Genomic DNA, 23,746 nt, shown 5'->3' with positions numbered 1-23,746 from the left:
TTCGGCCGTTCAGCGGTGCATCCTGAAGTACAGCAGGCCTATGGCAGCGATCACGATAACGGCCGCCGCAGCGCCGCCGATGATCAGGCCGGTGTTGTCTCCATTGTCATCGGAACTTCCCGAATCGGAAGAGCCAGAGTCTCCGCTGTCTCCGGAATCGGAACTTCCAGAATCAGATCCGGTTGTTTTCGCGAACAGGCCGAACACATTGCCCTGAGAAGTTGTATCCAGAAGGTCATCATCATTGGAAACTGTAATAGTTGCAGATGATTTATCAGTGACCTTGCTTGGGTCGATTATGATCGCAGTCCCATCATATGTTATCCAACCATCTGTAGATTCAGAGAGCGTCTTGATAGAGGTTATCTTATGTCCGCCGGCAGCAGAATAATCATAGATCAGATCGCTGTCTGCATCGACGGTGAGAGTCACATCGTTCATCGTGCTGATGTCGGTGAATCCTGAAACATGGGATGCATGAGGGCTCTCGCTCTCATCGACAGTCGCAGTTGTGAGGCCATATCATTCTTTGCTTCCGTCGTTGTATCCTGCAAGTTTTGGATACGCGTAGTTCTCCACTGCGATATTCATGCTGCATGAACTGTAGAATGCAATGGCACTGATGTCCGCGCTTGACTGCAGAGAAGAATACAGCAAGGTGAGGTTTTCAAGATTCTCGCATCCGTCGATTATCGTGTATCCCATGCTGCACGCCGGCATGGCGAGGCTCTTCAGAGACGTGCACCCGTAGAACGCGCGATTCCCGATATTCTCGACTGTTGCAGGAATCTCGATCTCCGTCAGGGATGTGCATCCGCCGAATGCTTCAGTCCCGATTGTTTGCAGAGTGGTTGGAAATGTTATCTTCGTGATGTTTGTGCAGCCTTCGAACCCATTGTCATCGACGGCATTTACAGTGTATTTTGTGGATCCGTGGTATACCTCAGAAGGAATAGTTATTTCCGAATACAGTCCAATGTTGACACTTGCTGAGACATATGCATAAGTGGAACTGCCCTTCACAGTATATTTGAAGCTTCCATAGTCGTCCCACGTTTGTATTTCAGTCTCGCTGGAACTCTCTGAATAATCAGCGGAAAGAGGCACAAGCAAGGCAGCGGCGACGGCAATCGCCGCAATCGCGGAGAGCATCCTGCCTCCGCAGATCGACTTGTTCTTCATCATGGTTCTCACCGGGCCAGCGTATCGCATTACATTTTTTCTACTTATTTCCGGAATGCCTCAACGGCACCCGTCTGGCCCGCAGGACATTCCCTTCATTTTGTCAGGATCCAGGGATTCCGCCTCTTCCTCGGCGATGGCCCGGGCGATCACCTGCTTGAACTGCTCGGTCTCGATGCATCCGGGGATGCTGTACTTCCTGGCGACCGCGAAGAACGGCACGGCGCGGACCCCCAGCATGTAACCTTCCTGCTCGTCGCGGCGGACTTCTTTGGCGAACCTGTCCCCGTCCAGGATCCCCTTGACATCAGACCTCTTCATGCCGGCCTTCTCGGCCGCATCCAGGATCACCTCGTGGTCGGAGATCCTCAGGTTCTTGGCGAAGAAGTCCTCGAACATCAGATGCGAGTACCTTTCCAGCATCTCCTCCGACTGGGTCTGGGCGTATTTCGCCACCCTGAGGGCATCGAAGGTGTTGCAGGTGTGGGCGGTCCCGTAGTTGAACTCCAGCCCCTCCCCGCGGGCCATGCTCTCGATCCTGTCCACCTTGGCCCGGGCATCCGCCTCGGATATACCGTAGGTGTGCTGCATGGCCTCGACGATGTTCCTCTCGGCCCACTGCGGGGCCTCCTGGTAGAGCTCGAACGCCTTGAAGACGAGCTTCACGCGGCCTCCGAGGTTCATCTGGGACAGCGCTTTCTTCAGGCGTGCTTCGGCAATGCAGCAGAACGGGCACGTGTAGTCCGACCAATATTCGATAAGCATCGTTCCGGGAATCGGTCCCGGCCGATAATAATCTTTCAGACCCTCGCGTTGTACGCAGGCCCAGTCCCGTTCCCGCCGGCGTCCCCGGGCTCGGGCTTCTCAGGGGGGCTGTTCAGCAGGTCCATGACCTCGGAGAACGTGATGCCCAGCTTGAGCGCAATCGGCAGCGGTTCCATGCCCTCGCCGCTCAGGGCGAGGACCCTTTCCCGGAGGCCGTCCGGCCCGTCGGTCCAAGGGACGGCCGCATCGCTCCTGCTCCGGGCCTCCAGCGATTCCGCCAGCAGGGAGAGCGCATGCTCTTCGCGGGGCTCCGGCCGTCCGGATGCCAGCCTGCTCAGGTCGACCATCTCTTTCCTGCACCAGATGTCAAGTTTCACCGTGCCGATGAGCTTCCCGTCGCGGTAGGCATAGGCATAGTTCCTCCCGTTATCGATGTAGTTGATGATCAGCCCGTCGCCGCTGCTCCATATGCGGACGGACCTGCCGATGCCGAACCTCGCGCTCCCGTCCGCGACGGGGCCGCTGCGGCCGAAGATCGGCCTCGGATGCATCTGCGCATACCTGTCGCATATCGGGCACAGGCCCCCGCGGCTGTTGGAGCGGAGGATCCTCGTGCGCCCGCACTTGGAACAGGTGAAGACCTTCCTCTCCTTGTTCCACATGGATGAATGGCAGGCGGGGCAGTATTTGGGAGGGTCGTCGCTCCTCTGCACCCATTCCGCCCCGCAGCGGAGGCACTTGTCCCTGATCTCCGGCTTGTTCCATCTGGTGGATTTGCATGAGGGGCATCTCATCGGCGTCCCGTGACGGGGCGACCATGTGTATCCGCAGCGGGTGCATTTCAGGCTCATTTTCTCACGTTGGAACTATAGTCCAATATGGATTGCATGTCATCCATATAATAGTTGGCTCTATAATCCAACTGATTCCGTGATGTGATGAACTGTCAATAATCAGAAAGGCGCATGCACGGAAACCGCACGGATTCAATTGAAACGGAGCGGATAACGCGGTCGGCAGGCACCGGCCGAATAGAACGATGGTGGACCCAGCCGGATTTGAACCGGCGACCTCCGCCGTGTGAAGGCGACGTCATAACCCCTAGACCATGAGTCCGTTGAGTCGCCAATATGGTCTCTGTATTTAAGAATAAGGCAGGCTGGGCGGTGAAAGGATTATCTTCATATCAGGGGATACGTGGATGTTATGCCTGCAGATTATGACGACAAGACCTTCGAAGCGGCCATCGACATGGTGCTCGGACGTGAGAAGCATGATTTCCCGCAGATCATCGGAGGGCTGAAGATAGCCTCCGGCACGGACAGGCCCCTGTGCAGCCCCATCGACAGCACGGTGATCTTCGGGACCATCCAGGAGCCTGAGGAGGGCACCGATGCTCTGGCCGTCGCGAAGGCCCGCGAGGCTTTTTCATCCTGGTCTGGGACGTCTCCGGCCGAGAGGGCCGCCGTCATCGGCAAGGCGGCCTCTTTCGCCAGGACCGCGAGGTACCGCCTGGCGGCCGAGGTCATGTTCAGCACCGGGATGGTCAGGGAGGACGCCATGCAGGAGGCGGACAGGCTCATCGAGGTCCTGGACAAGGCGGCCGCCGACGCAGGTTCCGTCAAAGGGAAGCCCGTAGGCGTATGGGCGGTCGTTGCCCTCGCGAGCTCTCCGCTGGCCTCTGCCGTCGGCTACGCCGCGGCGGCCATCGCTGCAGGGAACACTGCGGTCATCGCGCCCAGCGGGTCCTGCCCCCTCCCCGTCTACACAGTGTACAGGTTCTTCGAGCAGGCCGGACTGCCCGCCGGGGTGCTCAACATCGTCACGGACAAGAGCGATGCGCACATCGCCCGCCTGATATCCGAAGACGGGATCGACGGGATCGTCGCCTCGGGATGCGGCCGCGCCGTAGACGAGCTCATGTTCGCGCCTGCCGACGAGTCGATAAAGTTCATCAACGAGGTCAAGGGGACCAACACCATAGTCGTCGCCCACCCGTCCAACATCAGGAAGGCGGCGCAGGATGTCGCCGATTCTGCGTTCGCGTACGCAGGCCAGCGCCTCTACTCGACATCGAAGGTCATCGTCCTGGCCGAGGAGGAGAGCGAGTTCGTCCGCGCCCTGGTGGAGATCGCCAAGGACTACTGCGTCGGGGACCCTGCCGAGAAGAGGACCAAGATGGGCCCGCTGCTGTCCCCCGAGCAGGAGAAGAGGTACCTGGACTTCAAGGCCGAGAACGAGGCGAACCTCCTGTTCGGAGGAAAGAAGGTGTCCGGAGAGTACCTCGAGAACGGGAGGTACTGGACACCCATGATCTTCACCGGCATAGATCCCTCGTCCGACGCAATCTACGAGGACCAGGCCATTCCCGCCCTCTGCATCATCCCGGCCTCCGGCATCGACGATGCCGTCGGCATGCTGTCGGAGATGGATTCGGGGCTCTCGATCGGGGTCATCTCCGCAGATGACAAGACGATCTCCAAGGTCAAGAAGGCCGCAGGCCCGGGGCAGACGGTGTTCGTCAACCAGAGCAGCCGTTCGCTGAAGCCCGCCGCCAAGGCATGCGCCGAGAACTTCCTGGCGTGAAAGCGGAGCAGGCGTACAGACAGCGATCCGCCTATGCCTCAGTTCCCAGGCATAGGCGGTAAAACTTATTTTGACTGTGTCAGAACCCGGACAGCTTCACGTGCCTGGCATATTTCTTGGCCTCGGCGACCAGCGCCGAAGCCTCTGCGCGCGTATAGGGGCGCACCTCCCTGAACTTCGGGGAGGCCGCCTTCGACGGCTCGAACTGCGACACGGTCAGCGATGTGCCCTGACCGGCGATCCTGGCGATGGCCGCGATCCCCTCCGGGCCCGATATCCCGGGGACCGCCCAGGTCCATATGCCGTGCGGGACGTCGAGCCTCTCCAGGACCTCGGCGGAACGTTGCAGCTTGGACGGATCGGCGGTCCCGGAGGTCGCGTCCGAGAACTTGGGGGACGTAGGCGCGGCGGGCATGAAGAGCCTGACCTCGTCGAACATCATCGCCCCCGCCAGGTCATCGAGCTCCCCGGGCCTCATACCCCATGTCTCCAGTAGGATGGGGACCTTGGTCTTCCTGAGGTCCTTCAGGAACCTGTACAGGCCGGGGTCGGCGAGCGGTTCGCCCCCGCCGAGGACGATGCCCTCCAGGTTGCCCTTCCTGGAATCGATGTAATCCAGGATCTCGGACGTGTCCACGGACGGGCCACCCGCTTCATAGAGCTCCGATCCCCCGAGGAAAGGGCACCTGACGTCGTAGCCCCTGAACTCCAGGCGGCAGCAGTCCTTCCCCTGCCAATCGGCGAGGGTGGTCCTGATGAATCTTCCGACGGGCATCTTCAGAGGCGCTCGATCTTCTTCAGCTCGTAGACGCCGTTGAGCTCGGACAGGTATTCCGGGAGTTTCTTCTCCAGCTCGTCGGCCTTCATGCTGCTCCCTTTGATGTCTGCGACGACCTCGATGTCCATGGTCTGGTACGATATGACCACCTTGGTGAAGACCGAGATGAGGTTGACGCCGGCATCGGCCAGCATCTTGAGGGCGGTATCGATGGAGCCCATGCAGTCCGGGACGTCCATGTCTATCTTGACGAGGTCGGTGTCGTCCTTGAAGATGACGACGGAGACGATCCACATGCCCGGGTCGACGGTGATCATGACGTTGCGGCCGCTGAGGTCCCCCAGGATGTCGCCGTACTCCTTGCCCAGGTCGAAGAACCCGGCCTCATAGGTGACGGGGGCGCCCTTCCTGAGCTCGGTCTTGAGCCCTCCGGTGCTGCTGCGCTCCCTGAAGATCCTCCCGATGCTGGTCGGTTTCACGCTGATGAACTTGATCTTGTCCACCGACGCGTCGCCTGCCTCTCTGAGCTTCTGGTACCCCTCGGTGAGGAGGTCGCCCTCTCCCGCGAAGTTGAGCTCGGCCAGAATGTCCCAGACGATGGTGGTGTCGGAGATCCCGTTCAGGGATACCGAGTTCAGGACGCGTATCTTCCTGTCGGTGAGGAACCTGGCCGCCTGGACGGTCGCTCCGGGCACATCATCGGTGTAGATGGTGATGTGGGCCAGGTTGCGGAGGTTCTCCTGAGGGTACATGGACAGGAGGAGCTCGTACTTCTTCGGTCCGGCCTCGGGGTACTGGAAAAGGGTGCTGTAGATGTACCCTCCGTCCACCAGGCCCATGATGTCCGAGACCCAGCGGTCGATCTTGATCCTGTTGCCCTCGATCTTAGTGAACTCCCAACTCTTCAAGGATGTCAGACTCCTCTCTCAAACGCGCGAACTATCGTCCAGCCGTTATAATTCATTTGTGGGGAGGGTACTTCGGGGTGCTCAGGGGTTCGGCCCACAGCGGGAGGCCGGCGCCGTCCCCCCGAACATCCGCGATGAGGTTCGGGATGCTCCCGGCCCTCTCCTTCGACGATACGATCTCATCGATGGCATCGGAGGCGAACGCCTTCCTGTCCGGGAAATCCGTGCCTTCGAGCGCTTCGCCGATCAGCTTCTTCGCCTTCCTGAGGTGCGAGGCGGCCGTCTTCAGCAGGCGGACCCTGCGCGCGTCATCGGAGACCTCATGCTCAGGCGCGCGTGCGAACACGTACCTGCCGGGCGAGTGCGGGTGCATGCCGACAGAGAACGGGCAGACGGTGCAGACGCGCTTGAACTCCGCCGTCCCGCCGTCCAGGGTGGAGTTGGTGACGGGGGACATCGCGTTCCCGCACACGGGGCAAATGTCGGGAAGCTCCCTGTTCTGCGACCCGCGGTACTCGATCTCGATCCTGGCGGCCCCGGACGCCGCGGCGACGCGGCGCACCCTGGCATCGGTGAGGCGCACCTCCTCCCCGTTTTTGGAAAGGTCCTTCCTCACCAGTTCCCCGAGGGCATGCTGGCTCTCTGCTCTCTGAACAGATGCCAGCACGCGGCGGACGGATCCCGCTATGTCCTCGTCGGAAGGGATGCCCTGCATGTGCGGGAATCTGCGTGCCTGATATTAATAAAGGTGCATGACTGGGTCTTCTGTCCGGCCGTGAGGTCCATGGATTTATAGCGGGAACCCAATCAGGTATCCGGGCGGGGTTAGCCGAGTCGGCCAAAGGCGGAGGACTTAAGATCCTTTCCCCAGCGGTTCAGGGGTTCGAATCCCTTACCCCGCACCAATCCGATAAGTGCCAGAATATGAGGCCGAGGGTCCGCCCCGGAGGGTGTCCCCTCTTTTCAGCCGGCCTCAGGCCGAGATCCCCATGTCGGAGAGCCAGGATGCGACATCATCATCGATCCCGCCGTCGGCATGGCTGCTGGTGCACCAGAATCCGTTCGCCACGGTCGCGCCGCTCTCACTGCGGATGGACTCGTAGCTGGTGTCCGGGGAGCTGCTGGCCGAGGTGCAGAACGGTATGATGGTCTTGCCGGACATGTCCCCGTAGAGCGCATTGTACTCATCGATCAGGGTGAGGATGACCATGGGGCGGTCTTCTGGTACCATATGGGGTATCCCAGGAAGATGTAGTCGGCGCTGTGCATGGCATCGAGCGCGGAAGAGAGGGACGAAGCCTCTATCGCAGGCCTCTGCCCTATCTCGGACTCGGCCCTCTGCACGATGTCATCGTAGGTATCTGGGTAAGCTGTCTCCGGGACGAGGCCGATCGGCGAATCCCCGGTGATGTTCCCGATGCTGGCGGCGATGGTCCCCGCGTGGTTGCTCCAGGTGAAGTAGACGACGGCGGTGGACGCGCCTTCCGGTATCTGGACGTCGGAAGAGGTTTCGATGTCGCTGTCCTCACCGTCCGACAGTATCACATAGGCCGCGGCGGCGGCCACGACGATCACGGCGGCCGCGATCACTGCCGCGATCACGATCTTCTTCATGAGATAAGTGACGTGACGTTTGATATATAAAAATAACTGACATAAAGAAATTAATGCCCGGCGGCCTCTCATGCGCCGCCGAGCATGTCCTCCACAAGCATCCTGCGGACGGCCTCGGCCATCGCCTCAGGGACGGTGATGCCGTTCCTGAGGGCATAGTCCGCCAGCAGGTCGAAGGTGCCGTCGTCGAGGTCGGCGCTCACTGTCGGCATCAGTCGTCCCCGAGCTCTTCGTCAGGGTCGAAGTGGATGTTCTTGCGGACCTCGTCGACGGTGACCCCGTTGGTTATGGCGGCCTTGGTCATGTCGTCGTGCTCCGGCTTCCACTTCCTGAGGCCGTACCCCTCGGAGATCTTGATCCTCACATCGCCGAAATCCGTCCGGTACTTGATGAAGGACGGCTTCATCTCGTACCTCTGGCACCTGTGGAACCTGAGCCCGACGGACGAGGTGTGGGCGAGGATGATCATGGCCATGTCGTCGGTGTCCTCGTCCCTGCATATGCAGCTGAGGATGTACCCGGGGCGGCTCTTCTTCATGATCACGGGGCATATGGAGGCATCGAGCGCTCCGGAGGCCATCAGCAGGTCGATGATGCCGCCCAGGTCCTCCGGGGTCATGTCGTCGATGTCGGTGCGGATCTCCGTGACCGTGGGCATGGCCTCCTCCGCCTCCCCGATGTAGGCACGGAGCATGTTGGCGGTCTTGGAGCTCTTCTTCCCGAAGCCTATGCCGCAGTCCTCGTACTCCATGACCGGCATCTGCGCGTACCTCGTCGCGAAGTGCTTGATGATGGCAGCGCCCGTGGGAGTGGTGAACTCGCCCTCCTCGTCGCCGGCGTAGACGGGCATGCCCTTCAGGATGTTGGCGGTGGCGGGAGCGGGGACAGGGAGCACGCCGTGGGCGCATTCCACGGTCCCGTACCCCGTCCTTAGGGGCGAGGATATGATCTGCTCAGGGGCGAGCTTCTCCACGAGCAGGCAGACCCCAACGATGTCGGCTATGGCATCTAGCGCCCCAACCTCGTGGAAGTGGACCTCCGAGACGGGCTTCCCGTGGACCTGGGACTCCGCCTCGGCGATGATCGAGTATATCTCGGAGGCGTCCTTCTTCACCCGGTCGGAAACCTTCAGGCCGGCGATGGTGCCCATGACATCCCCCAGCGAGTGGTGCTCGTGGTGCTTCTTCTCCCCGGGGGTGCCCTCCTCGACACCGTCGACGAGGATGCGGACGCTGGTCCCGGTTATGGACGACCTGTCCGAGGTCTCGATCTCGCATCTGACCCCGGGTATGCCGGAGGACTCCATCATAGCGCCGAGCTCGGCGGGGTCCTTCAGGAGGTCGGTCAGTGCACCAAGTATCATATCGCCGGATGCCCCGGCGTTGCATTCCAAGAAAAGCGTCCTCATTGCGGCGAACTCCTTCTGTCTATCATTGCGGCTATGTATCCGGCGCCGAAACCGTTGTCGATGTTCACGACGCTCACATCGGAAGCGCACGAGTTCATCATGGATAAAAGCGCGGTCACACCCCCGAACGATGCCCCGTACCCCACGGACGTGGGGACGGCTATCACCGGGACGTCGACCAGCCCGCCGACCACGGATGCCAGCGCTCCCTCCATCCCGGCGACCACCACCACTGCGCGGGCGCGCATGAGGTCATCGGTCCTCGAGAGTATGCGCTGGAGGCCGGAGACCCCTGCATCATATATCCTCGTCACCCTGCTGCCGAGGGCGGCCGCAGTGACGGCGGCCTCCTCTGCGACCGGGATGTCGCTGGTCCCTGCGGTGACCACGCAGACCGAGCTGTTCGGGGACGGTTCGGGAGGGTTCCCGACGGTGCATATGCAGGATACGCGGTCGAACGCCGTCACGGGGAACTCCCTGCCGGCCAGGGCCGCGGTCTCCTCCGGGCAGCGGGTGATGATTATGCACCCGGCCCCTGCATCGGCGAGGGCGTGCGCGATGCCTATGGCCTGCTCCGGTGTCTTCCCGGCGCCGTAGATGACCTCGGCGGCCCCCTGGCGGACCTTCCGGTGGGTGTCCGCTTTGGCATATCCCAGTTCCACGAACGGGGCTGATTTCAGCATGACCTCCGCATCTTCGGGCGAGATCTCCCCGTCCCTGACCTTCTCCAGAATCTCGCGGGTCTCCATGCTCCTCAAAGATGCGGCCTCCTGATACCGTACTCTATCCCGCTATAATGTCTCAGGATGAGCGACTCGAATTCTGGGCGCACGCGCTCCAGGAGGTCCTGCTGCTCCTCGGTGATCTCCGCCAGCGCCGTCCCGTCCGGGCGGGCCCTTATCCTTATGTCGGAGAATCCCAGGGCGCGCGCCCCGTTCTCCGCGCGTTCGGTCTTGGCAAGGATATCCTCCGTCAGGAGCATGCCCTCCGGAACCCTGGTGGCCAGGCAGGAGTAGGAGGGCAGGTTCCAGGTCCAAAGCCCCGCTTCGTGCGAGAGCCTCCTGATCTCCGGCTTGGTCAGGCCGCATTCCCTCAGGGGGGAGAGTATCCCCAGCTCCGGCAGGGCCCTCATCCCGGGCCTTCCGTTCGGGTCGTCGGATGCGTTCGTGGCATCCATCAGGAACGCTCTGCCGTCCCTATCGGCCCTTTCCCGTACGGCACCGAAAACCTTCTTCTTGCAGATGTAGCAGCGGTCGGCCGGATTAGCCCTCAGGGCGGGATCGGCCAGGACATCGGCGCTGATGATCTCCAGGGGAACGCCGAGCTCCTTTGCCGTCCTCACTGCGTCGCCCTTCTCGAACTCCGGCACGAACGCCGATTTCACGAAGTACGCTTTCGCGTCCGCCCCGCAGGATGCCGCAGCGTAGAGCAGGTATGAGGAGTCGGCGCCCCCTGAGAACGCGATCGCCGGCCGCGGGTGCTCTGCGAGGAACCTGCGGAGGCTCTCCGGGACCGCTGCGTCCGGATCGGCCGATGCTCCTGGAATGCTCATCGATATCGCACCTTCGGCTTGTACATCTTCCTAAGCTGCTTATCGAAGTTGTGGTTGGCATAGGAGAGCAGGTCGTTCCCGTGCAGATCGATGCTGCTGGGGCCCGACCTGACGTAGAACGTCTCCGTCTTGCCTTCGATGAGGAAGCAGGGCGAGTCGCTCGGCCGGCAGTCGACCCTGATGACCGTCCCGCTGTCGAAATCGACGGCCTTGTACGAGATGTACGGAAGGTATTGGCTGCCGATCTGGCTCTTTATGAGGTTGTTCAGATGCAGCATCATCTTGTCCCTGCTTTCGAAGGACTTCTCGTCCACGCCTATGATCGTACCGTCGTCCGAGACCCCGATGAGCAGCGTGCCGCCGCGGGAGTTGAGGAAAGCGACTATGGTCTTCAGGACGGCCTTCTCCATCCTGGGGTCCTTCTCTCCGGTGTGCAGGTTCGTCCTGATAGTGGATTTGAACTCGGTAACCGAGGTCTCCCCTCCGGATATCCTGCGGAGGATGTTGTCTTTCTCAAGCTCATCGATGCCGATGGCGTCCGCATTGCCGCGGAGGAACGCTTCGACGGTGTTCTGGAACAGGAGGCTGTTCCTGTTCAGGTAGAACAGTATGCTCATGGCCCCCGCCCCGATGATCGCGGAGGTCATCTCCCCGGCGGAGGCGAATCCCTGGCTCCCGGAGAAGTGGCCCTCGACGAAGGATGAGGTGACGAAGGAGCAGAGGATTATGAGCGTCGACATCGAGAACCCGAAACTGAACGCGGTGGCGCTGATGATCCCGTTCTCGCGGTCCAGGCCCGGCATGCGCCTGACGAGGATGTACACCAGGATAATGCCTATCAGGCACAGGAACATGCCCATGACGAAGTCCGATACGGGGTCCAGCCACCACATCCCGCCGTTATACTTGAACGTCCAGCGGGCGCCCATCTGCATGACAAGGACCGCGGCAAGTATGGCGTCTATGGCCATGGGCATGTAGAATCCGCCGCTCCGGCGGAGTGAGACCGCAGCGATAGCGCCCGAGGGGACCGAGAGATACAGCGCCTTGTATTCTCCGATGGCCGCCGATATTGCAGCGCATACAACGGAGATCGCCAGGAGTATGATGCATCCCGAGCGGGCCTTCATGAATAGCGAAATCTCGCGGCCTGCGGCCGTTTCGGCGGGCCGTTCCCCATCATCTTCTGCCATCGGGCGAATGTATCCGGGCACGGTATTAAAATACAACTTGGTGACGAGAGGTGCTTTCTACTAAGTTTTATAGAAAGATTCTTTATACTAGGTTGCTTCAGAAACCCCGGAGTTATAAAATTGGAGAATAACGAAGACAGCCCGAGCAGGCCCGTGAGGAAGGACGCCAAGCCGCCCTACAGCGGGAGCAGTGCTCAGCCTTCCGGACGCAGCCCGGATTCACATCGCAGCTACCAGGGCGGGGACCGCCAGGGATACCGCTCGGACCGCGGGTCCCAGGGAGGATACCGCTCCGACAGGCCGTCTCAGGGCCAGTCTTCGGGATACCGCTCCGACAGGAGCCAATCGTCAGGAGGATACCGCTCCGACAGGGGTTCCTCAGGAGGCTATCATTCCGACCGCCCCCAGGGGGGATACCGCTCCGACAGGCCGTCTCAGGGCCAATCATCCGGCGGCTACCGCTCCGACAGGGGCTCCTCCGGAGGATACCGTTCCGACAGGGCGCCTTCCTCGGGCGGCTACCGCTCGGACCGCGGGTCCCAGGGACAGTCATCCGGCGGCTACCGCTCCGACAGGGGTTCCTCAGGAGGCTATCATTCCGACCGCCCCCAGGGGGGATACCGTTCCGACAGGCCGTCTCAGGGCCAGTCTTCGGGATACCGCTCCGACAGGGCGCCTTCCACGGGAGGCTCCTCCGAACAGTCCCAGCGCGGTTTCAGGCCTCAGCAGGGCGATGCGCCCGCTCAGCGCAGGCGTTTCGAGGGCGAGGATTCCGGCGATGCCCGCGAGGGGCTCGTTTCCGATTCCCACGACGATACCGACGATGCGCCGGCAGGGGTAAGGGGCATCAAGATCCCCAAGAGGAACGATGCCAACTACACCCGCTCCTACAAAGGGTCCGCCCAGAAAGCTCCGTCCCGCTCGCCCAACAGGCAGAACCGCAGGGGAAGCGGATCCGGATCCAGGGGAGGGAGGACCTCCTCCAGGCAGCCGATGCTCAACACACACCGCCTGGCGCCTTTCAAATACGACATGAACGAGGTCCTTTCCCAGTCGTCTATGGACCCGACCATGGCATCATCGTTCCTGGCGACCGTCATCGCCAAGGCATCCCGTATCTCCACCCGCGATGCGAAGGACTATGTTCAGACCTTCGTGGAAGCCGGTAATCTTACCAAAGACGAATCGGTCAGCATCAACAGGCTGCTCGACCGCTACAGCATGTACAGGTGAGGGATATTAAGTACCGCGAGATGAAATTGGGACGCACCTTCGTGCTGAGGCTGGAGGACGGCGAGCTGGTCAAGCAGACCGTCGAGGCCTTCGCGAAGGAGCACGGCATCGAGTGCGCATATTTCCAGATGGAAGGCGCAGTCAAGGCCGGTTCCTAGTTCGTCGTGGGAATCCATGATGTCGGCGGCCACATGGAACCGAGGGTCTACCAGACAGATGCCGATGATGAGTTCCACGGGGTCGGCACCCTTGTGCCGCAGGACATCACCGGGGAACCGGTCATCCATATGCACGGCTCCGTCGGTCACAACGGTATCTCCGTCACCGGATGCTTCCGCGAATGCGTGACCGTTTCCCTCACCATGGAGGTCGTCATCCAGGAGCTTCTGGGCGGCGGGCTTGTGAGGGAATACGATCCGGTCTGCGGGGTCAGGACCCTCGTCATAAGGGAGAACGGCGGGGACCGGGACATCGCCGACTGAACCGCTGAACTGGCTTTCAAATAATCGGGGGACAGAAATCCCCCATTCTTCTGTTATGAACTGCCGCTCGGTACAATGCCGTCGGCATCAGCGCCTGTTATAGGTCTCTGCCCAGCGGTTGAAGACCTCATCGGTGTAATCATTCATGATCCGCTGGTCCCTGCGGGAGTTCTCTCCTCCGGGCACCACGAAGCCGCTGATGGGGAATTCCGAATCGCAGTAGGGGCACCTGACGTTGGGGCATCTGGTGGATGCCTTGGGGCAGTACTTGCAGGCCACGGCCCTGGACTGGAAAAGGCTGAACTCCTTCCCGCACTTGGGGCAGAGGTACCTGCGCGCGGCCACCTTGAGCTTGCTGTCGATGCCCGCCTGCTGCTCCTCTGGAGTGGTCCAGATATATCCGGTGGGAGAGAGAGGAGTGTTGTATGACGGCGCGTTTCCGTTATAGTCTGCCATATCAGATGCCCTTCGCAGCATGCACCACGGATGTGAGGAGGCCCTCGTCGTTGCACTGCTCGACGAAAGTTCCCGTCACGATGGCGTCTGCGCCTGCTTCCCTGGCCGCAGCCGCGGCCTCCGGGGTCCTGATCCCTCCGCCTATGATAAGAGGGACGCTGACGGCCTCTTTGACCGCCCTGATCATCTCGGGCGGCACCGGCCTGTCGGCCCCGCTCCCTGCCTCGAGGTAGATGAGCTGGTGCCCCAGGTACTGGGCGGCCAGGGCATAGCCGACAGCTTTCCCGATGTCTCCGCGGGGGACGCATTCGGCCTTGGTGACCTCGGCCACTTTCATGCCAGGTTCGATGATGATATATGCCATGGGTATGGACTCGATGTGCATCTTCGCCACATAGGGTGCCACCATGGCATGCCCGTGGGATATGAACATCGGGTCGCTGCTGTTGAGGATGCTCATGAAGAACATCCCGTCGACCTCCGGCGAGATAGCTTTGGGGTCGGACGGGAAGTAGATGGTGGGGAGCCCGGTCGCCTCCCTGACGGCCTTTGCAGTTGCTCCGAGGTTCTCGCTGGTGACCCCGGTGGACCCGCCCAGCATGAACGCGTCCGTCCCGGCCTCTTTCAGGTTCTTGGCGATCTCCGCGGCGTGTGCAGGGGTCATCTTAACAGGATCGGGGTCGAGAAGGGTCATATGGATGGTCCCCTCGGCCATCTTGCGGAATAGGTAATCTTTGAGACCGGTCATCACAGCACTCCCACTATGAAGGCGATAAGCGCGGCGAACATGGCGATTTTCGCCAGCTTCTCAGTCTTGTGTGCGTCTCTGAACACACTGTACGCGCAGTAGATAAATATTGCATCGGGGACGATGACGAAAAGGTACCCGATGCCGAACGTGTCGCAGGCGAAGGGGACGAAGCTGAGAACAGGGCCGATGATGAAGAACGCCGCGGCCACGGCGGCCGCTTTCCTGTTCCCGATAATCATCGGCAGGGTCCTCCTGCTTCCGGCGTCCGAATCCTCATCCTCGATGTCCTTGGCGATCTCCCTGCCGACGGAGACGATGAACGCGAGGATCGCAAGGATCCAGACGTTGGAATAGTCGTCTGCGACGGCGCCTCCGAAGATGAAGATCAGGCCGGTGAGGACCGCGATGCAGAGGTTGCCCACGAACCCTCTCTGCTTGAGAAGAGTCTCGTATGAGTACATCAGGACCGCGCATACCGCCACGGTGATAACGGTCCCGAGGTTCAGGGCGAATGATATGGCCACAGAGAGGGCCAGCCCTCCGATCCCGCAGATGTGCGCAGTCCGCGGGGTTATCTCGCCCTTGGGTATGGGGCGGTCGGGATGGGCGGTTTTGTCTATCTCCCAGTCGATGCTGTCGTTCAGGGAGTTCCCGCCGGCGACGAAGATTATCACCAGTATGCAGGCGACTGCCACATCGAACGCATTGTCCGCGATATCGGAGCCCATCGCGATGAAGCACGCGATCAGGGTGCCGAGCGCACCCATCAGGCCGTTCCCGAACCTGAACAGGCGGAGATACTTGTTCACGTTCGTTGAATATCAGCCCCCCTATTATAACTGGCGCACGTAGATGTGGTAGAACCTGGACAGCGAACCGTGGACATACTGCTCGTAAACTTTCTGCAGCCTCATGTACGGGTTATCGTACACGTGGGGCAGGACCACGCCCGCCCTGCCTTCCTGGGACAGCACCTTCGGGAAGGCCTCGAGGGCCCTCGCGTAAATGTGGTCCACGTTCTCCCCGCCGGTCTTCGTGGACCTCCCGTACGGGGGATCGCAGGCGATCGCATCGATGTCGCTGAACCTTTCCGGTATGTCGCCGATATCGATGGTCTCGAAGTCATGGAGCGGGAGATGATAGTATTCGAGGTTCTCCCTGGTGCCGGCCACCATCTCCGGGTCGAAGTCGGAGGCGATGGCCTTCATGCCCATTTCAGCGGCCTCGATGACGATGCCGCCTGTTCCGCAGAACGGGTCGAGGACAGTTCCCCCCCTTCTGACCCCGGTCAGATTGATCAATGCCCTGGCATATTTCGGATGCAGGGATATCGGCGAGAAGAAGGGCCTCTCGCTGACCTTGCGCTCTCTCAGCAGGTCGGCGTCGAAGACCCTGTCGCGTATGAACAGGTGGAGCCGGTCGGTCATCAGCATCCCGACGGTGATGTCGGGGTGCTTCAGGTTCACATCGTTCTTCCTGGACAGCACTGCGCCGGCCTCGCGGACCATCTTCTGCGAATCGACGTCCGGCATGAAGCCCTTGAAGCGTATGTGGCGGACGGCGAACGTCCCCTCGGGCATATCTGCGTTCCCAAGGGGGCCGAAATCGCCCGGATCGACCGAGCACAGGTATCTTCCGGCCGAATGAGCCAGTGCGAGCCTGGAGCATATGTCGGAGAATCTCTCCTCCGGGAACTCCGAAACAACATAGCCGGGGCCGGCGGAGACCGTCAGGCAGTCTCCGTCAGTCTCGGTGCGGATGGTCTGAAGCACCTCGTCGCGGGGCATGTCGCCCAGCTCTCCGAGGAGCTCGAAGAGGAATCTCCTTTTCACGGATGGCCAACTGGGTCAGTCGGTAATACCGTTTTCGGTGACCATGAAGACGGCCTCGCCCTCAGGCATGTTGGGCGAGTCGACGAGCCTGGCTATCCTCTTGCCGGCCTTTCCCTTCCTCAGGTAGACACGGAATGTCGCGGTATGGCCGACGACATTGCCGCCGATGGGCCTGGTTGGGTCGCCGAAGAACGCATCGGGCTTGGACGCGACCTGGTTGGTCACGGCGATGACGGCGTTGTTCACGGTGGCGAAGTTCAGCAGGTCGTGCATGTGGCGGTTGAGGATCTGCTGCCTCTCCGCGAGGGCCCCTCTTCCGAGGTACTCGGACCTGAAGTGCGAGGTGAGGGAGTCGACGATCAGCAGCCTTACCTTGACCTCCTTGGCGAGCTCCATTGCCTTGTCGACGAGCAGCACCTGGTGCTGGGAGTTGAACGCGCGGGCGACATGGATCCTCTTCAGGGTCTCCTCAGGGTCCACTCCCAGGAAATTGCACATCTGGACGATCCTCTCGGGCCTGAAAGTGTTCTCGGAGTCGATGATGATTACATCGCTGTCCAGTCCTCCCCTGTCCTCAGGCAGCGTGGCGTTGACGGCAAGCTGGAAGCACACCTGCGTCTTGCAGCTTCCGAACTCTCCGTAGAACTCGGTGATGGCCTGGCTCTCGAGGCCTCCTCCGAGCAGGTCGTCGAACGCCTTCGACCCGGTGGTCAGCTTGGTCACCGCAGACCTTCTCTGCTGGATGACGTCACCGGTCTCGAAGCCGCCGATGTCCGCGACCAGCTTCGCGCCCTCGATGATGTCCATCGCCTTCTTGTCGCCGATCTCGCATGCTTCTGCGAGGTCCTTGGGCGCCGCGACCGCCACGGTCATGACGTCATTGTATCCAGACTCGCGAAGCTTGTCTGCGATCGCGGGGCCTACTCCGGGAATGTCCTCAAGGGTCTTCTCAGCCATTCGAATCACTTCGATTCTCATTACACGGATTTGGTATTTAAGCGGAATCGGGGGATATCCGATTCTGACCGAAACTGATAGCTGGGTCACTTTATTATTAAAAGAATATCATATAATAAGTAATTAAAATCATTTATAAATCGGAAGCATCAGACAGGTTAAAATTACTTTAAAATAGTAATAAAAAGAATAATCCTCAGAATCGGGAACGGCCGATTCTGACCGATTCTGAGGTTCCGGGACGACTGCTATAAATTTATAAGCAAAGGAAGGATGGAGGGCGCAATGGCAAAGAAGAGGCATCTAGTCAAGGAACAGCAGGAGGAGGAGTACAGCTTCACCCCCAGCGACTTCGACGAGAAGGAGTTCATCCTGAAGTCGATATACTCTTCCAAGGTCCTCTTGATCACCATCGTTTTCGCCGTCATCATCGGAGTGATCGCATCCTTCATCTGCAAGGCGCTCGACGATACTGTGGCGACAGCGGTCTGCACGGTCATCGTCTTCGCGTTCGTGGCCGTCATGAAGAAGTTCTACCGCGCGCTCGGGATAAGGGTCGACCTCATGGACGGGAAGAGCCTGGCAGTAGATTATCTGATATTCCTGATCCTGGCCCTCGGTGTCTGCATCGTCTTCATCAACGCCCCGTTCGACTGAGGCGCTTTACTGGACGGGGGCCCTGTCCCCCGGCTTTTTTTTAATTTTTATCTGATAATTTTCTGTTTGTTCCTTTGCACGGCCCGAATGATCTGCCGGGCCTGCAGGAATATCTCGGAAGGCCGGTCACTCGGCCTTCCAGGGGAGCATGGGGTCCATGAGCTCGGTCAGGAGGGCCCTGTCGCCTTCCTCGATGGACTCCGCATGGCCCCTGATCTTCATGGTCTCCGGGTCCATCTCCCTGCCGATGCCTGCGAGGGACGCCTCCTCCTGAAGCATCTCGACCGCCGAGAAGTACATCCTCTCCGCGATCACGCACCACGACCCGTCCTCGATGAACGGCGCTCCGTACTCGCTGTTCTTCCATTTCTGGAGGAAACCGTCGGCGGCCTTGACCCAGACCGGCGGGCCGATGTGCTTGTAGGTCTTCGAGAGCACGTCGCGGTCGAGCTCGAACGCGATCGTCATCGTGTCGTTCTCCAGGCCGTGGACGGCCCTCAGGACGTTGAAGTCGAAATCATCGAGCTTCTTGGCCAGGGCGTACTGGGTCTTCCAGAGCTGGGACCAGAGGTTCTCCTCGATGACATCGGGCCTGCGGAACGTGACGGTGAGTATCCTGGAACCGTGCACGGAAGCGATCTCGTCGAGCATATCGGCGCTCAGGGGCTTCCTCTCGACAGGGAAGAAGAACCTCTCGGACGGCTTCGCCAGGTAGTCCTTGGCCGCCGTGATGAACAGGGCGAGGGTGTCGAGATGGACGGCGGAGGCGACGTTGCGCTTCTTGTCCACGGGGTCGTAGACGATCAGGGGACCGATCATAGGGGGTCCGCGCTCTTTGATCTCGATGGAGGTCCCTTCCTTCCAATCGGAGGCCGCGGCCTGCAGCACGCCGTCGAAGGACCCGTATTTGATGATCAGCAGCTCGCACAGGTAGCCGGAGAACCCGCGGGTGTTGGGCTCGGCCCCGTAGGCCCCGATTCCCTTCATGAACTTCTTGAGGAGCCTGACCTCGTCCCTCTGGCCCAGGCTCATGTTGTCGAGGATGAACTGGGTATGGAACGGGGTGCGGTCGACGGCCGACTGTATGCGGTCCAGCCCGTCAAGGTGGTAGCAGGGGACGAGGTCCACGTCCACCCCCTCGTACTTCCCGGTGGTGTAGGGGTGCTCGGCGAACATCCTTTCGCCGTGAAGCACGTCCTCGCCCATCTTGAGGCCTATGCGGACGAGGTCCTCCCTGGGCAGCGACGGCGGGAACATGACGAACAGGTCGATATCGGGGTCCGCGAGATAGGTGTCCTTGGAGTACGAGCCGGCGAACCTGATCTCCGCATCGATGCCCTCTTTATCGATGTACGCCTGCACGGCGTCATGAAGGTCGTCCGCCGCCTTCTTGATGCGGGCACGGTCCTCCTCGGTCGGCCTTATCTTCCTAAGCACGTCCTGCTCGACGCTCATGCGCTGTGCATCAATCGGCTTGGTTTAATATTATCCCTGAACGCCGGGCCGTTCAGACGAGGCGCTGCCTGGTCGGAGCCCAGGAAGGTATGAAGGGCTCCCGTCCGTCGTATGCCCGCCTCTCGCCCAAGGATATGTTCTCGCCCACGTCGAGGGTCATCAGGTCCCTGCCGGCCACCGTGCGGACGCCGGACCTCTCCTGGCAGATCGCGGCTTCCTTCTCCGGATCCTCCTCTATCATGACGATGCCCAGGTGGATGAACACCGCAAGCTCCGGTCTGACGAGGGCGCAGATCTCAGCCGCTGTGTCTGTGCACATATGCCAGGGGATCTTGTTATCATGCGGGGTGGTCACCGGGAGTATGAGCACCCTGGAGCCCATGTACTGCCTGCCGATCTCCTCGTCGTACTCGGTATCGCTCAGGTATGATACGATGCCGTTCTCAGTATGGAACCTGAACCCGACGTTCGTGGGGTCGCTGTGCCTCGCCCTGCAGATGTCGACCTTCATGCCGTCCACATCGAGGGTATCGCCGGGGACGAAGGACGAATATCCTTCCGCGAGGCCCAGATGGTATTTCGAGAGGGTCGGCCCAAGTCCGGCCGCTCCGGAGATCACCGACGGGCTCCCGTAGATGTGCCCGCGCTTCACCCATCCGCCGTGTGTCATCCCCTCTATCACGCTCGGTCCGTCGGAATAGTGGTCCGGGTGGGCGTGGGAGATGATGACCGAGTCGGTGGTGCCGAGGTCGTAATGAATGCGGGCCATCTGGGTCAGCGCGCCTGGCCCCGGGTCGACATGCAGCCTCTTGGCCGGGTCCCCGTGCTCTATGAGCATGCCGCCTGTGCAGCGCGTCTGGTACATCGTCGTGTGCCTGCCGCCTCCGGTCCCCAGGAAAGTGATGCGGAACATTGTCAGCGGATGTTAACGCACGGCCCTATTTCCGAGTATCGAATGCCTGTTCCGATAAGATGTGCCAGAGGTCAGCGCACACGTTATAAACCAGCCGTGCGATTAACGGGCATGCTCACAGTCTTCAGGGATGCCTGGATCGTCACTCAGAACGCGGCCAGGGAGGTCGTCCGCGGCGATGTCGCAGTGGAGGGCGAGAAGATCGTCCAGGCCGGCGGGAAGTACAACGGGACGGGCGATGAGGAGATCGACTGCTCGGGCGATATCATCATCCCGGGCCTGGTGAACACCCATACGCACATCGCCATGTCCGTCATGAAAGGCGTCGTAGACGACCTGTCGTTCGACGATTTCCTGGCCAAGGTGTTCAAGATCGATGCCGACAGGACCGATGCCGACCTGGCCCTCGGAACCAAGATCGGCGCCGCCGAGATGATGCTGTCCGGGACGACGACGTACATGGACCTCTACTATTCCGAGGACGTCATAGCCAAAGCATCGCAGGAGGCCGGCATCCGCGGAGTGCTGTGCTGGTGCTGCCTCGATGAGGACAAGACGACCCAGAACGGCAACCCGGTGAAGAACTGCGACCGCTTCATCCAGCGGTTCTCCGGCGAGCGCAAGGTGATCCCGGGGGTCGGCCTCCAGGGAGTGTATGTATGCAACGAGGAGACCTGTGTGCAGGCGAAGGAGCTCTCCGACAGGACCGGGGCTCCCATGAACTTCCATCTCTCCGAGACCCGCGGCGAGGTCAACGCCCACAAGAGGCAGACCGGGAAGAGGCCTGCGGAATGGCTCTCCAGCATCGGCGTCCTCGGTCCCAGGGGCGTCGCGGCCCACAGCGCCTGGCTCACTATGAACGAGGTCCGCCTCATGGGGGAGGCAGGCATGTCCATATCGTCCTGCCCCTGCTCCAACATGAAGCTCGCCACCGGAGGCGTCGCCCCGATACCCGAGTTCGACAAGTACGGGGTCAATGTATCGCTCGGCACCGACGGGAACACCACCAACAACGCGCTCGACATGATCGGGGAGATGAAGACCCTGGGCCTCCTGCAGAAGGCCAGCAGGTGGGACCCGACCGTGACCCCTGCCCAGGAGCTGCTCGACATCGTCACAGTCAACGGCGCCAAGGCCGTCGGCATGTCCGACAGGATAGGGAGCATAGAGCCGGGGAAGTACGCGGACCTGGTGGTGCTGGACGGCAAGGCGCCCAACCTCAGGCCGCTGGTGCCTGAGAACATCATCGCGAACCTTGCCTACTCCCTCAGCCAGGCCAATGTGAAGACCGTCATGTGCCAGGGCGACATCGTGGTGCGCGACAGGGTGGTCACCACCATGGACGTTCCTGCCCTGGTCGGGGAGTCTGAGGAAGCATGGAGAAGGCTCTGCCTGCGCTGACCCTGTCGGCCGCTGCGAGGGGGCGCGTGCTCTTCTCGCCCCCCATGTACCGCGAGCTGAAGGAAGAAGGGTACATGTTCGCCGACATGCACTTCCACACCAACTGCTCGGATTCCTTCACCAAGATAGGGGATGCTGTCGCCCTGGCGAGGAAGAGGGGCACCGGGTTCGCGGTCACCGACCACAATCTGATCTCCAGCGCCATGCGCGCCGCCGACAGGGAGGACGTGTTCGTGGTCCCGGGGATGGAGGTCAGCACCACCGACGGGCCCCATGTGCTGGTATATTTCTACGAGGCCGGGGACCTCCAGGATTTCTGGAAGCGCCACATCCGCCCCAATCTGCAGGCGTGCCCGTGGCTGGCCCTCAGGAAGTTCACCACGGAGGACCTCCTGAACACTGTCGAGGAGGAGGACTGGCACTGCGTCGTCTCCGCCGCGCACCCAATGGGGTACTTCGGCACCAACAAGGGCGTGGAGGTATGCATCCGCAAAGGCTATCTCGGTGAGGACATCGCACGCCGCCTCGATGCCTACGAGGTCATATGCAGCGGGATGAGCCGCGAGAGCAACCTCGCCGCCTTGGAATCTGCGGCCCGTTACGGGATAGGGTTCACCGGCGGCACCGACGGGCACATGCTGAACGAAATCGGCAATGTCGTCACAGCGGTGAGGGCATCCGACCGCGAGGAGTTCCTCGACGGCATAAAGGACGGAAGGAGCTTGGTGATCGGCGAGGAGAAGACCGCCGCCAGGAAGGTCATGATGGGCTCGGAGTCCTTCGCCCGGTTCCTGAGCCATGCCCCGTCGGCGGCGTATGTCCAGACCAAGTCGGGAGTGCGCTCCCTGCACCGCTCGGTGAAGAAGGGAGCGAAGGTCCTGAAGGACCAGTTCGGCCGCTTCAAAAACCGAGTTCCTCTCCGACCAGGATGACCTGGATTCTGCCTTTCTTGGGGCAGAAGCTCATCTGCTCGGTGAAATTGCAGATCGAGTCGGTCACCAGGGTGTCGTCGGTGACGTCCCTGTCGGTGTAGAGGGTGTCCTCGAGGCCGAACCTGGCGGCATTGGCCGCCGCGGCCGTGTCCTGGGCGCGTATGAGGGCGCCTTCCCTGTCCCTGCATACCTTGTTCATCCCGACAACGGCGATGACGTTCCTCGGGCCGTAGGTTATGGCCGCGACCCTGTTGCCGGTGCCGTCGATGTTGAAGACGGTCCCGTCCATCGATATGCCGTTGAAGCTTGTGAGGTAGTAGTCCACGGAGAACGCCCTGCGGACGAGCTCCTCCTTCTCCTCGGGAGTGGACGCCTCCGCCCTATCGATGATCTTGTAGGGCCCGGACCTGACCCTGTCCAGGAGCCCGATCTCATCGATGGTCATCGACCCTCCCCACGATACGGATGATTTGGGGGGCATCATGGCCAGCGCCTTCTCGACCGCTTCCTCAGCGGTATCCGCATAGACCGCTCCGAACTGCCTCTCCCTCAGGTTCTCCACCAGGACGCGGGCCTGGGCCTCCCAGAGCTTCTTCTTCACTGCCTTGACATCGGCCTTCGCTGCCATGGTCATGAATCGCTCTGACGGGGATAAAAACATTGCATGCCCCGGCCGGGATGTGCTCCGGCC

At 61.0% G+C, this 23,746-nt stretch carries 29 protein-coding genes and 2 tRNA genes; 8 read left to right on the top strand and 23 right to left on the bottom strand.

Annotated elements, in window-relative coordinates; translation table 11 throughout:
• Nucleotides 1–9: 9 nt before the first annotated feature.
• The 5 genes from O8W32_04015 to O8W32_03995 form a co-directional block, all read right to left on the bottom strand.
• The gene (locus O8W32_04015; protein ID WII09992.1) at nt 10–441 is read right to left on the bottom strand and encodes a hypothetical protein; all 432 of its coding nucleotides are present in this window, start codon (nt 439–441) and stop codon (nt 10–12) included.
• An 81-nt stretch (nt 442–522) separates the two neighbouring features.
• Entirely contained in the window at nt 523–1,185 is a 663-nt protein-coding gene (locus tag O8W32_04010; GenBank protein ID WII09991.1) for a leucine-rich repeat domain-containing protein, read from the bottom strand.
• A 57-nt stretch (nt 1,186–1,242) separates the two neighbouring features.
• Nucleotides 1,243–1,947 carry a DsbA family oxidoreductase gene (locus tag O8W32_04005; protein ID WII09990.1) on the bottom strand — a complete coding sequence of 235 codons (705 nt, stop codon included), beginning with the start codon at nt 1,945–1,947 and terminating at the stop codon, nt 1,243–1,245.
• 35 nt (nt 1,948–1,982) lie between these two features.
• Complete coding sequence (locus tag O8W32_04000) at nt 1,983–2,798, bottom strand: hypothetical protein (GenBank protein WII09989.1); 816 nt, start codon at nt 2,796–2,798, stop codon at nt 1,983–1,985.
• Between the two features lie 189 nt (nt 2,799–2,987).
• A tRNA-Val gene (locus O8W32_03995) sits at nt 2,988–3,063 on the bottom strand.
• A gap of 90 nt (nt 3,064–3,153) precedes the next feature.
• Between O8W32_03995 and O8W32_03990 the strand changes: the two genes are divergently transcribed.
• On the top strand, nt 3,154–4,533 hold the full coding sequence (locus tag O8W32_03990) for an aldehyde dehydrogenase family protein (protein ID WII09988.1): 1,380 nt from the start codon (nt 3,154–3,156) through the stop codon (nt 4,531–4,533).
• 79 nt (nt 4,534–4,612) lie between these two features.
• On the opposite strand, the gene O8W32_03985 is transcribed toward O8W32_03990, so the two are convergent.
• From O8W32_03985 to O8W32_03975, 3 genes are read right to left on the bottom strand one after another with little or no spacing between them, the layout of a single operon-like run.
• A complete protein-coding gene (locus O8W32_03985; GenBank protein ID WII09987.1) occupies nt 4,613–5,308 on the bottom strand; it encodes a hypothetical protein in 696 nt (231 codons plus the stop codon).
• Between the two features lie 2 nt (nt 5,309–5,310).
• Nucleotides 5,311–6,219, bottom strand: coding sequence for an ACT domain protein (locus O8W32_03980; protein ID WII09986.1), 909 nt, complete (start codon nt 6,217–6,219; stop codon nt 5,311–5,313).
• 52 nt (nt 6,220–6,271) lie between these two features.
• Entirely contained in the window at nt 6,272–6,934 is a 663-nt protein-coding gene (locus tag O8W32_03975; GenBank protein ID WII09985.1) for a hypothetical protein, read from the bottom strand.
• A gap of 104 nt (nt 6,935–7,038) precedes the next feature.
• Between O8W32_03975 and O8W32_03970 the strand changes: the two genes are divergently transcribed.
• Nucleotides 7,039–7,124, top strand: a tRNA-Leu gene (locus tag O8W32_03970).
• A gap of 68 nt (nt 7,125–7,192) precedes the next feature.
• Here O8W32_03970 and O8W32_03965 read toward each other — a convergent pair.
• The 7 genes from O8W32_03965 to O8W32_03935 form a co-directional block, all read right to left on the bottom strand.
• Entirely contained in the window at nt 7,193–7,429 is a 237-nt protein-coding gene (locus O8W32_03965; GenBank protein WII09984.1) for a hypothetical protein, read from the bottom strand.
• A complete protein-coding gene (locus tag O8W32_03960) occupies nt 7,411–7,833 on the bottom strand; it encodes a flavodoxin (protein WII09983.1) in 423 nt (140 codons plus the stop codon). The genes O8W32_03965 and O8W32_03960 overlap by 19 nt, the downstream gene beginning before the upstream one ends.
• A gap of 68 nt (nt 7,834–7,901) precedes the next feature.
• Nucleotides 7,902–8,045, bottom strand: coding sequence for a hypothetical protein (locus O8W32_03955; protein WII09982.1), 144 nt, complete (start codon nt 8,043–8,045; stop codon nt 7,902–7,904).
• Entirely contained in the window at nt 8,045–9,241 is a 1,197-nt protein-coding gene (gene larC / locus O8W32_03950; GenBank protein ID WII09981.1) for a nickel pincer cofactor biosynthesis protein LarC, read from the bottom strand. The genes O8W32_03955 and larC overlap by 1 nt, the downstream gene beginning before the upstream one ends.
• Complete coding sequence (gene larB / locus O8W32_03945; GenBank protein ID WII10044.1) at nt 9,238–9,990, bottom strand: nickel pincer cofactor biosynthesis protein LarB; 753 nt, start codon at nt 9,988–9,990, stop codon at nt 9,238–9,240. The genes larC and larB overlap by 4 nt, the downstream gene beginning before the upstream one ends.
• Nucleotides 9,991–9,995: 5 nt before the next feature.
• Nucleotides 9,996–10,793: an ATP-dependent sacrificial sulfur transferase LarE gene (locus tag O8W32_03940; protein ID WII09980.1), complete on the bottom strand. Its 798-nt coding sequence runs from the start codon at nt 10,791–10,793 to the stop codon at nt 9,996–9,998.
• Nucleotides 10,790–11,986 carry an ATP-binding protein gene (locus tag O8W32_03935; protein ID WII09979.1) on the bottom strand — a complete coding sequence of 399 codons (1,197 nt, stop codon included), beginning with the start codon at nt 11,984–11,986 and terminating at the stop codon, nt 10,790–10,792. Before O8W32_03935 ends, O8W32_03940 begins: the two co-directional genes overlap by 4 nt.
• 120 nt (nt 11,987–12,106) lie before the next feature.
• Between O8W32_03935 and O8W32_03930 the strand changes: the two genes are divergently transcribed.
• The 3 genes from O8W32_03930 to O8W32_03920 are packed head-to-tail and all read left to right on the top strand — an operon-like array spanning nt 12,107 to nt 13,701.
• Nucleotides 12,107–13,219, top strand: a complete 1,113-nt coding sequence (locus tag O8W32_03930) for a hypothetical protein (protein ID WII09978.1) — start codon at nt 12,107–12,109, stop codon at nt 13,217–13,219.
• Between the two features lie 20 nt (nt 13,220–13,239).
• Nucleotides 13,240–13,377, top strand: coding sequence for a DUF296 domain-containing protein (locus O8W32_03925; protein WII09977.1), 138 nt, complete (start codon nt 13,240–13,242; stop codon nt 13,375–13,377).
• 6 nt (nt 13,378–13,383) lie between these two features.
• On the top strand, nt 13,384–13,701 hold the full coding sequence (locus O8W32_03920; GenBank protein ID WII09976.1) for a hypothetical protein: 318 nt from the start codon (nt 13,384–13,386) through the stop codon (nt 13,699–13,701).
• 87 nt (nt 13,702–13,788) lie between these two features.
• Here O8W32_03920 and O8W32_03915 read toward each other — a convergent pair whose 3' ends face one another.
• Genes O8W32_03915 through radA form a run of 5 tightly spaced genes read right to left on the bottom strand, consistent with a single transcriptional unit; the run spans nt 13,789 to nt 17,697 of the window.
• Complete coding sequence (locus O8W32_03915; GenBank protein ID WII09975.1) at nt 13,789–14,157, bottom strand: hypothetical protein; 369 nt, start codon at nt 14,155–14,157, stop codon at nt 13,789–13,791.
• A gap of 1 nt (nt 14,158) precedes the next feature.
• Entirely contained in the window at nt 14,159–14,905 is a 747-nt protein-coding gene (locus O8W32_03910; GenBank protein WII09974.1) for a geranylgeranylglyceryl/heptaprenylglyceryl phosphate synthase, read from the bottom strand.
• A complete protein-coding gene (locus O8W32_03905) occupies nt 14,905–15,717 on the bottom strand; it encodes a geranylgeranylglycerol-phosphate geranylgeranyltransferase (protein ID WII09973.1) in 813 nt (270 codons plus the stop codon). Before O8W32_03905 ends, O8W32_03910 begins: the two co-directional genes overlap by 1 nt.
• A gap of 24 nt (nt 15,718–15,741) precedes the next feature.
• Complete coding sequence (locus O8W32_03900) at nt 15,742–16,740, bottom strand: methyltransferase domain-containing protein (GenBank protein WII09972.1); 999 nt, start codon at nt 16,738–16,740, stop codon at nt 15,742–15,744.
• Nucleotides 16,741–16,755: 15 nt separating this feature from the next.
• Complete coding sequence (gene radA, locus O8W32_03895) at nt 16,756–17,697, bottom strand: DNA repair and recombination protein RadA (protein WII09971.1); 942 nt, start codon at nt 17,695–17,697, stop codon at nt 16,756–16,758.
• Between the two features lie 285 nt (nt 17,698–17,982).
• Here radA and O8W32_03890 point away from each other — a divergent pair, with 285 nt between their 5' ends.
• The gene (locus O8W32_03890) at nt 17,983–18,354 is read left to right on the top strand and encodes a hypothetical protein (GenBank protein WII09970.1); all 372 of its coding nucleotides are present in this window, start codon (nt 17,983–17,985) and stop codon (nt 18,352–18,354) included.
• Nucleotides 18,355–18,480: 126 nt separating this feature from the next.
• Here the strand turns inward: O8W32_03890 and cca are convergent, their stop codons facing one another.
• On the bottom strand, nt 18,481–19,809 hold the full coding sequence (cca, locus tag O8W32_03885) for a CCA tRNA nucleotidyltransferase (GenBank protein ID WII09969.1): 1,329 nt from the start codon (nt 19,807–19,809) through the stop codon (nt 18,481–18,483).
• 52 nt (nt 19,810–19,861) lie between these two features.
• Nucleotides 19,862–20,722 (bottom strand): MBL fold metallo-hydrolase, encoded by an 861-nt coding sequence (locus tag O8W32_03880; protein WII09968.1) that lies wholly within the window; start codon nt 20,720–20,722, stop codon nt 19,862–19,864.
• Nucleotides 20,723–20,833: 111 nt separating this feature from the next.
• Here O8W32_03880 and O8W32_03875 point away from each other — a divergent pair, with 111 nt between their 5' ends.
• On the top strand, nt 20,834–22,123 hold the full coding sequence (locus O8W32_03875; GenBank protein ID WII09967.1) for an amidohydrolase family protein: 1,290 nt from the start codon (nt 20,834–20,836) through the stop codon (nt 22,121–22,123).
• On the top strand, nt 22,099–23,055 hold the full coding sequence (locus O8W32_03870; GenBank protein WII09966.1) for a hypothetical protein: 957 nt from the start codon (nt 22,099–22,101) through the stop codon (nt 23,053–23,055). The genes O8W32_03875 and O8W32_03870 overlap by 25 nt, the downstream gene beginning before the upstream one ends.
• Here O8W32_03870 and O8W32_03865 read toward each other — a convergent pair.
• Nucleotides 23,024–23,683 (bottom strand): lactate utilization protein, encoded by a 660-nt coding sequence (locus O8W32_03865; protein WII09965.1) that lies wholly within the window; start codon nt 23,681–23,683, stop codon nt 23,024–23,026. The two genes, O8W32_03870 and O8W32_03865, sit on opposite strands and share 32 nt — an antisense overlap.
• Nucleotides 23,684–23,746: the final 63 nt, after the last annotated feature.

The sequence above is a fragment of the Methanomassiliicoccales archaeon LGM-DZ1 genome (assembly GCA_030168595.1).
Classification (GTDB): Archaea; Thermoplasmatota; Thermoplasmata; order Methanomassiliicoccales; family Methanomethylophilaceae; genus Methanomethylophilus.
The sequence above is the reverse complement of the archived record's forward strand: the minus strand, read 5'-3'. Positions and strand labels throughout refer to the sequence as shown.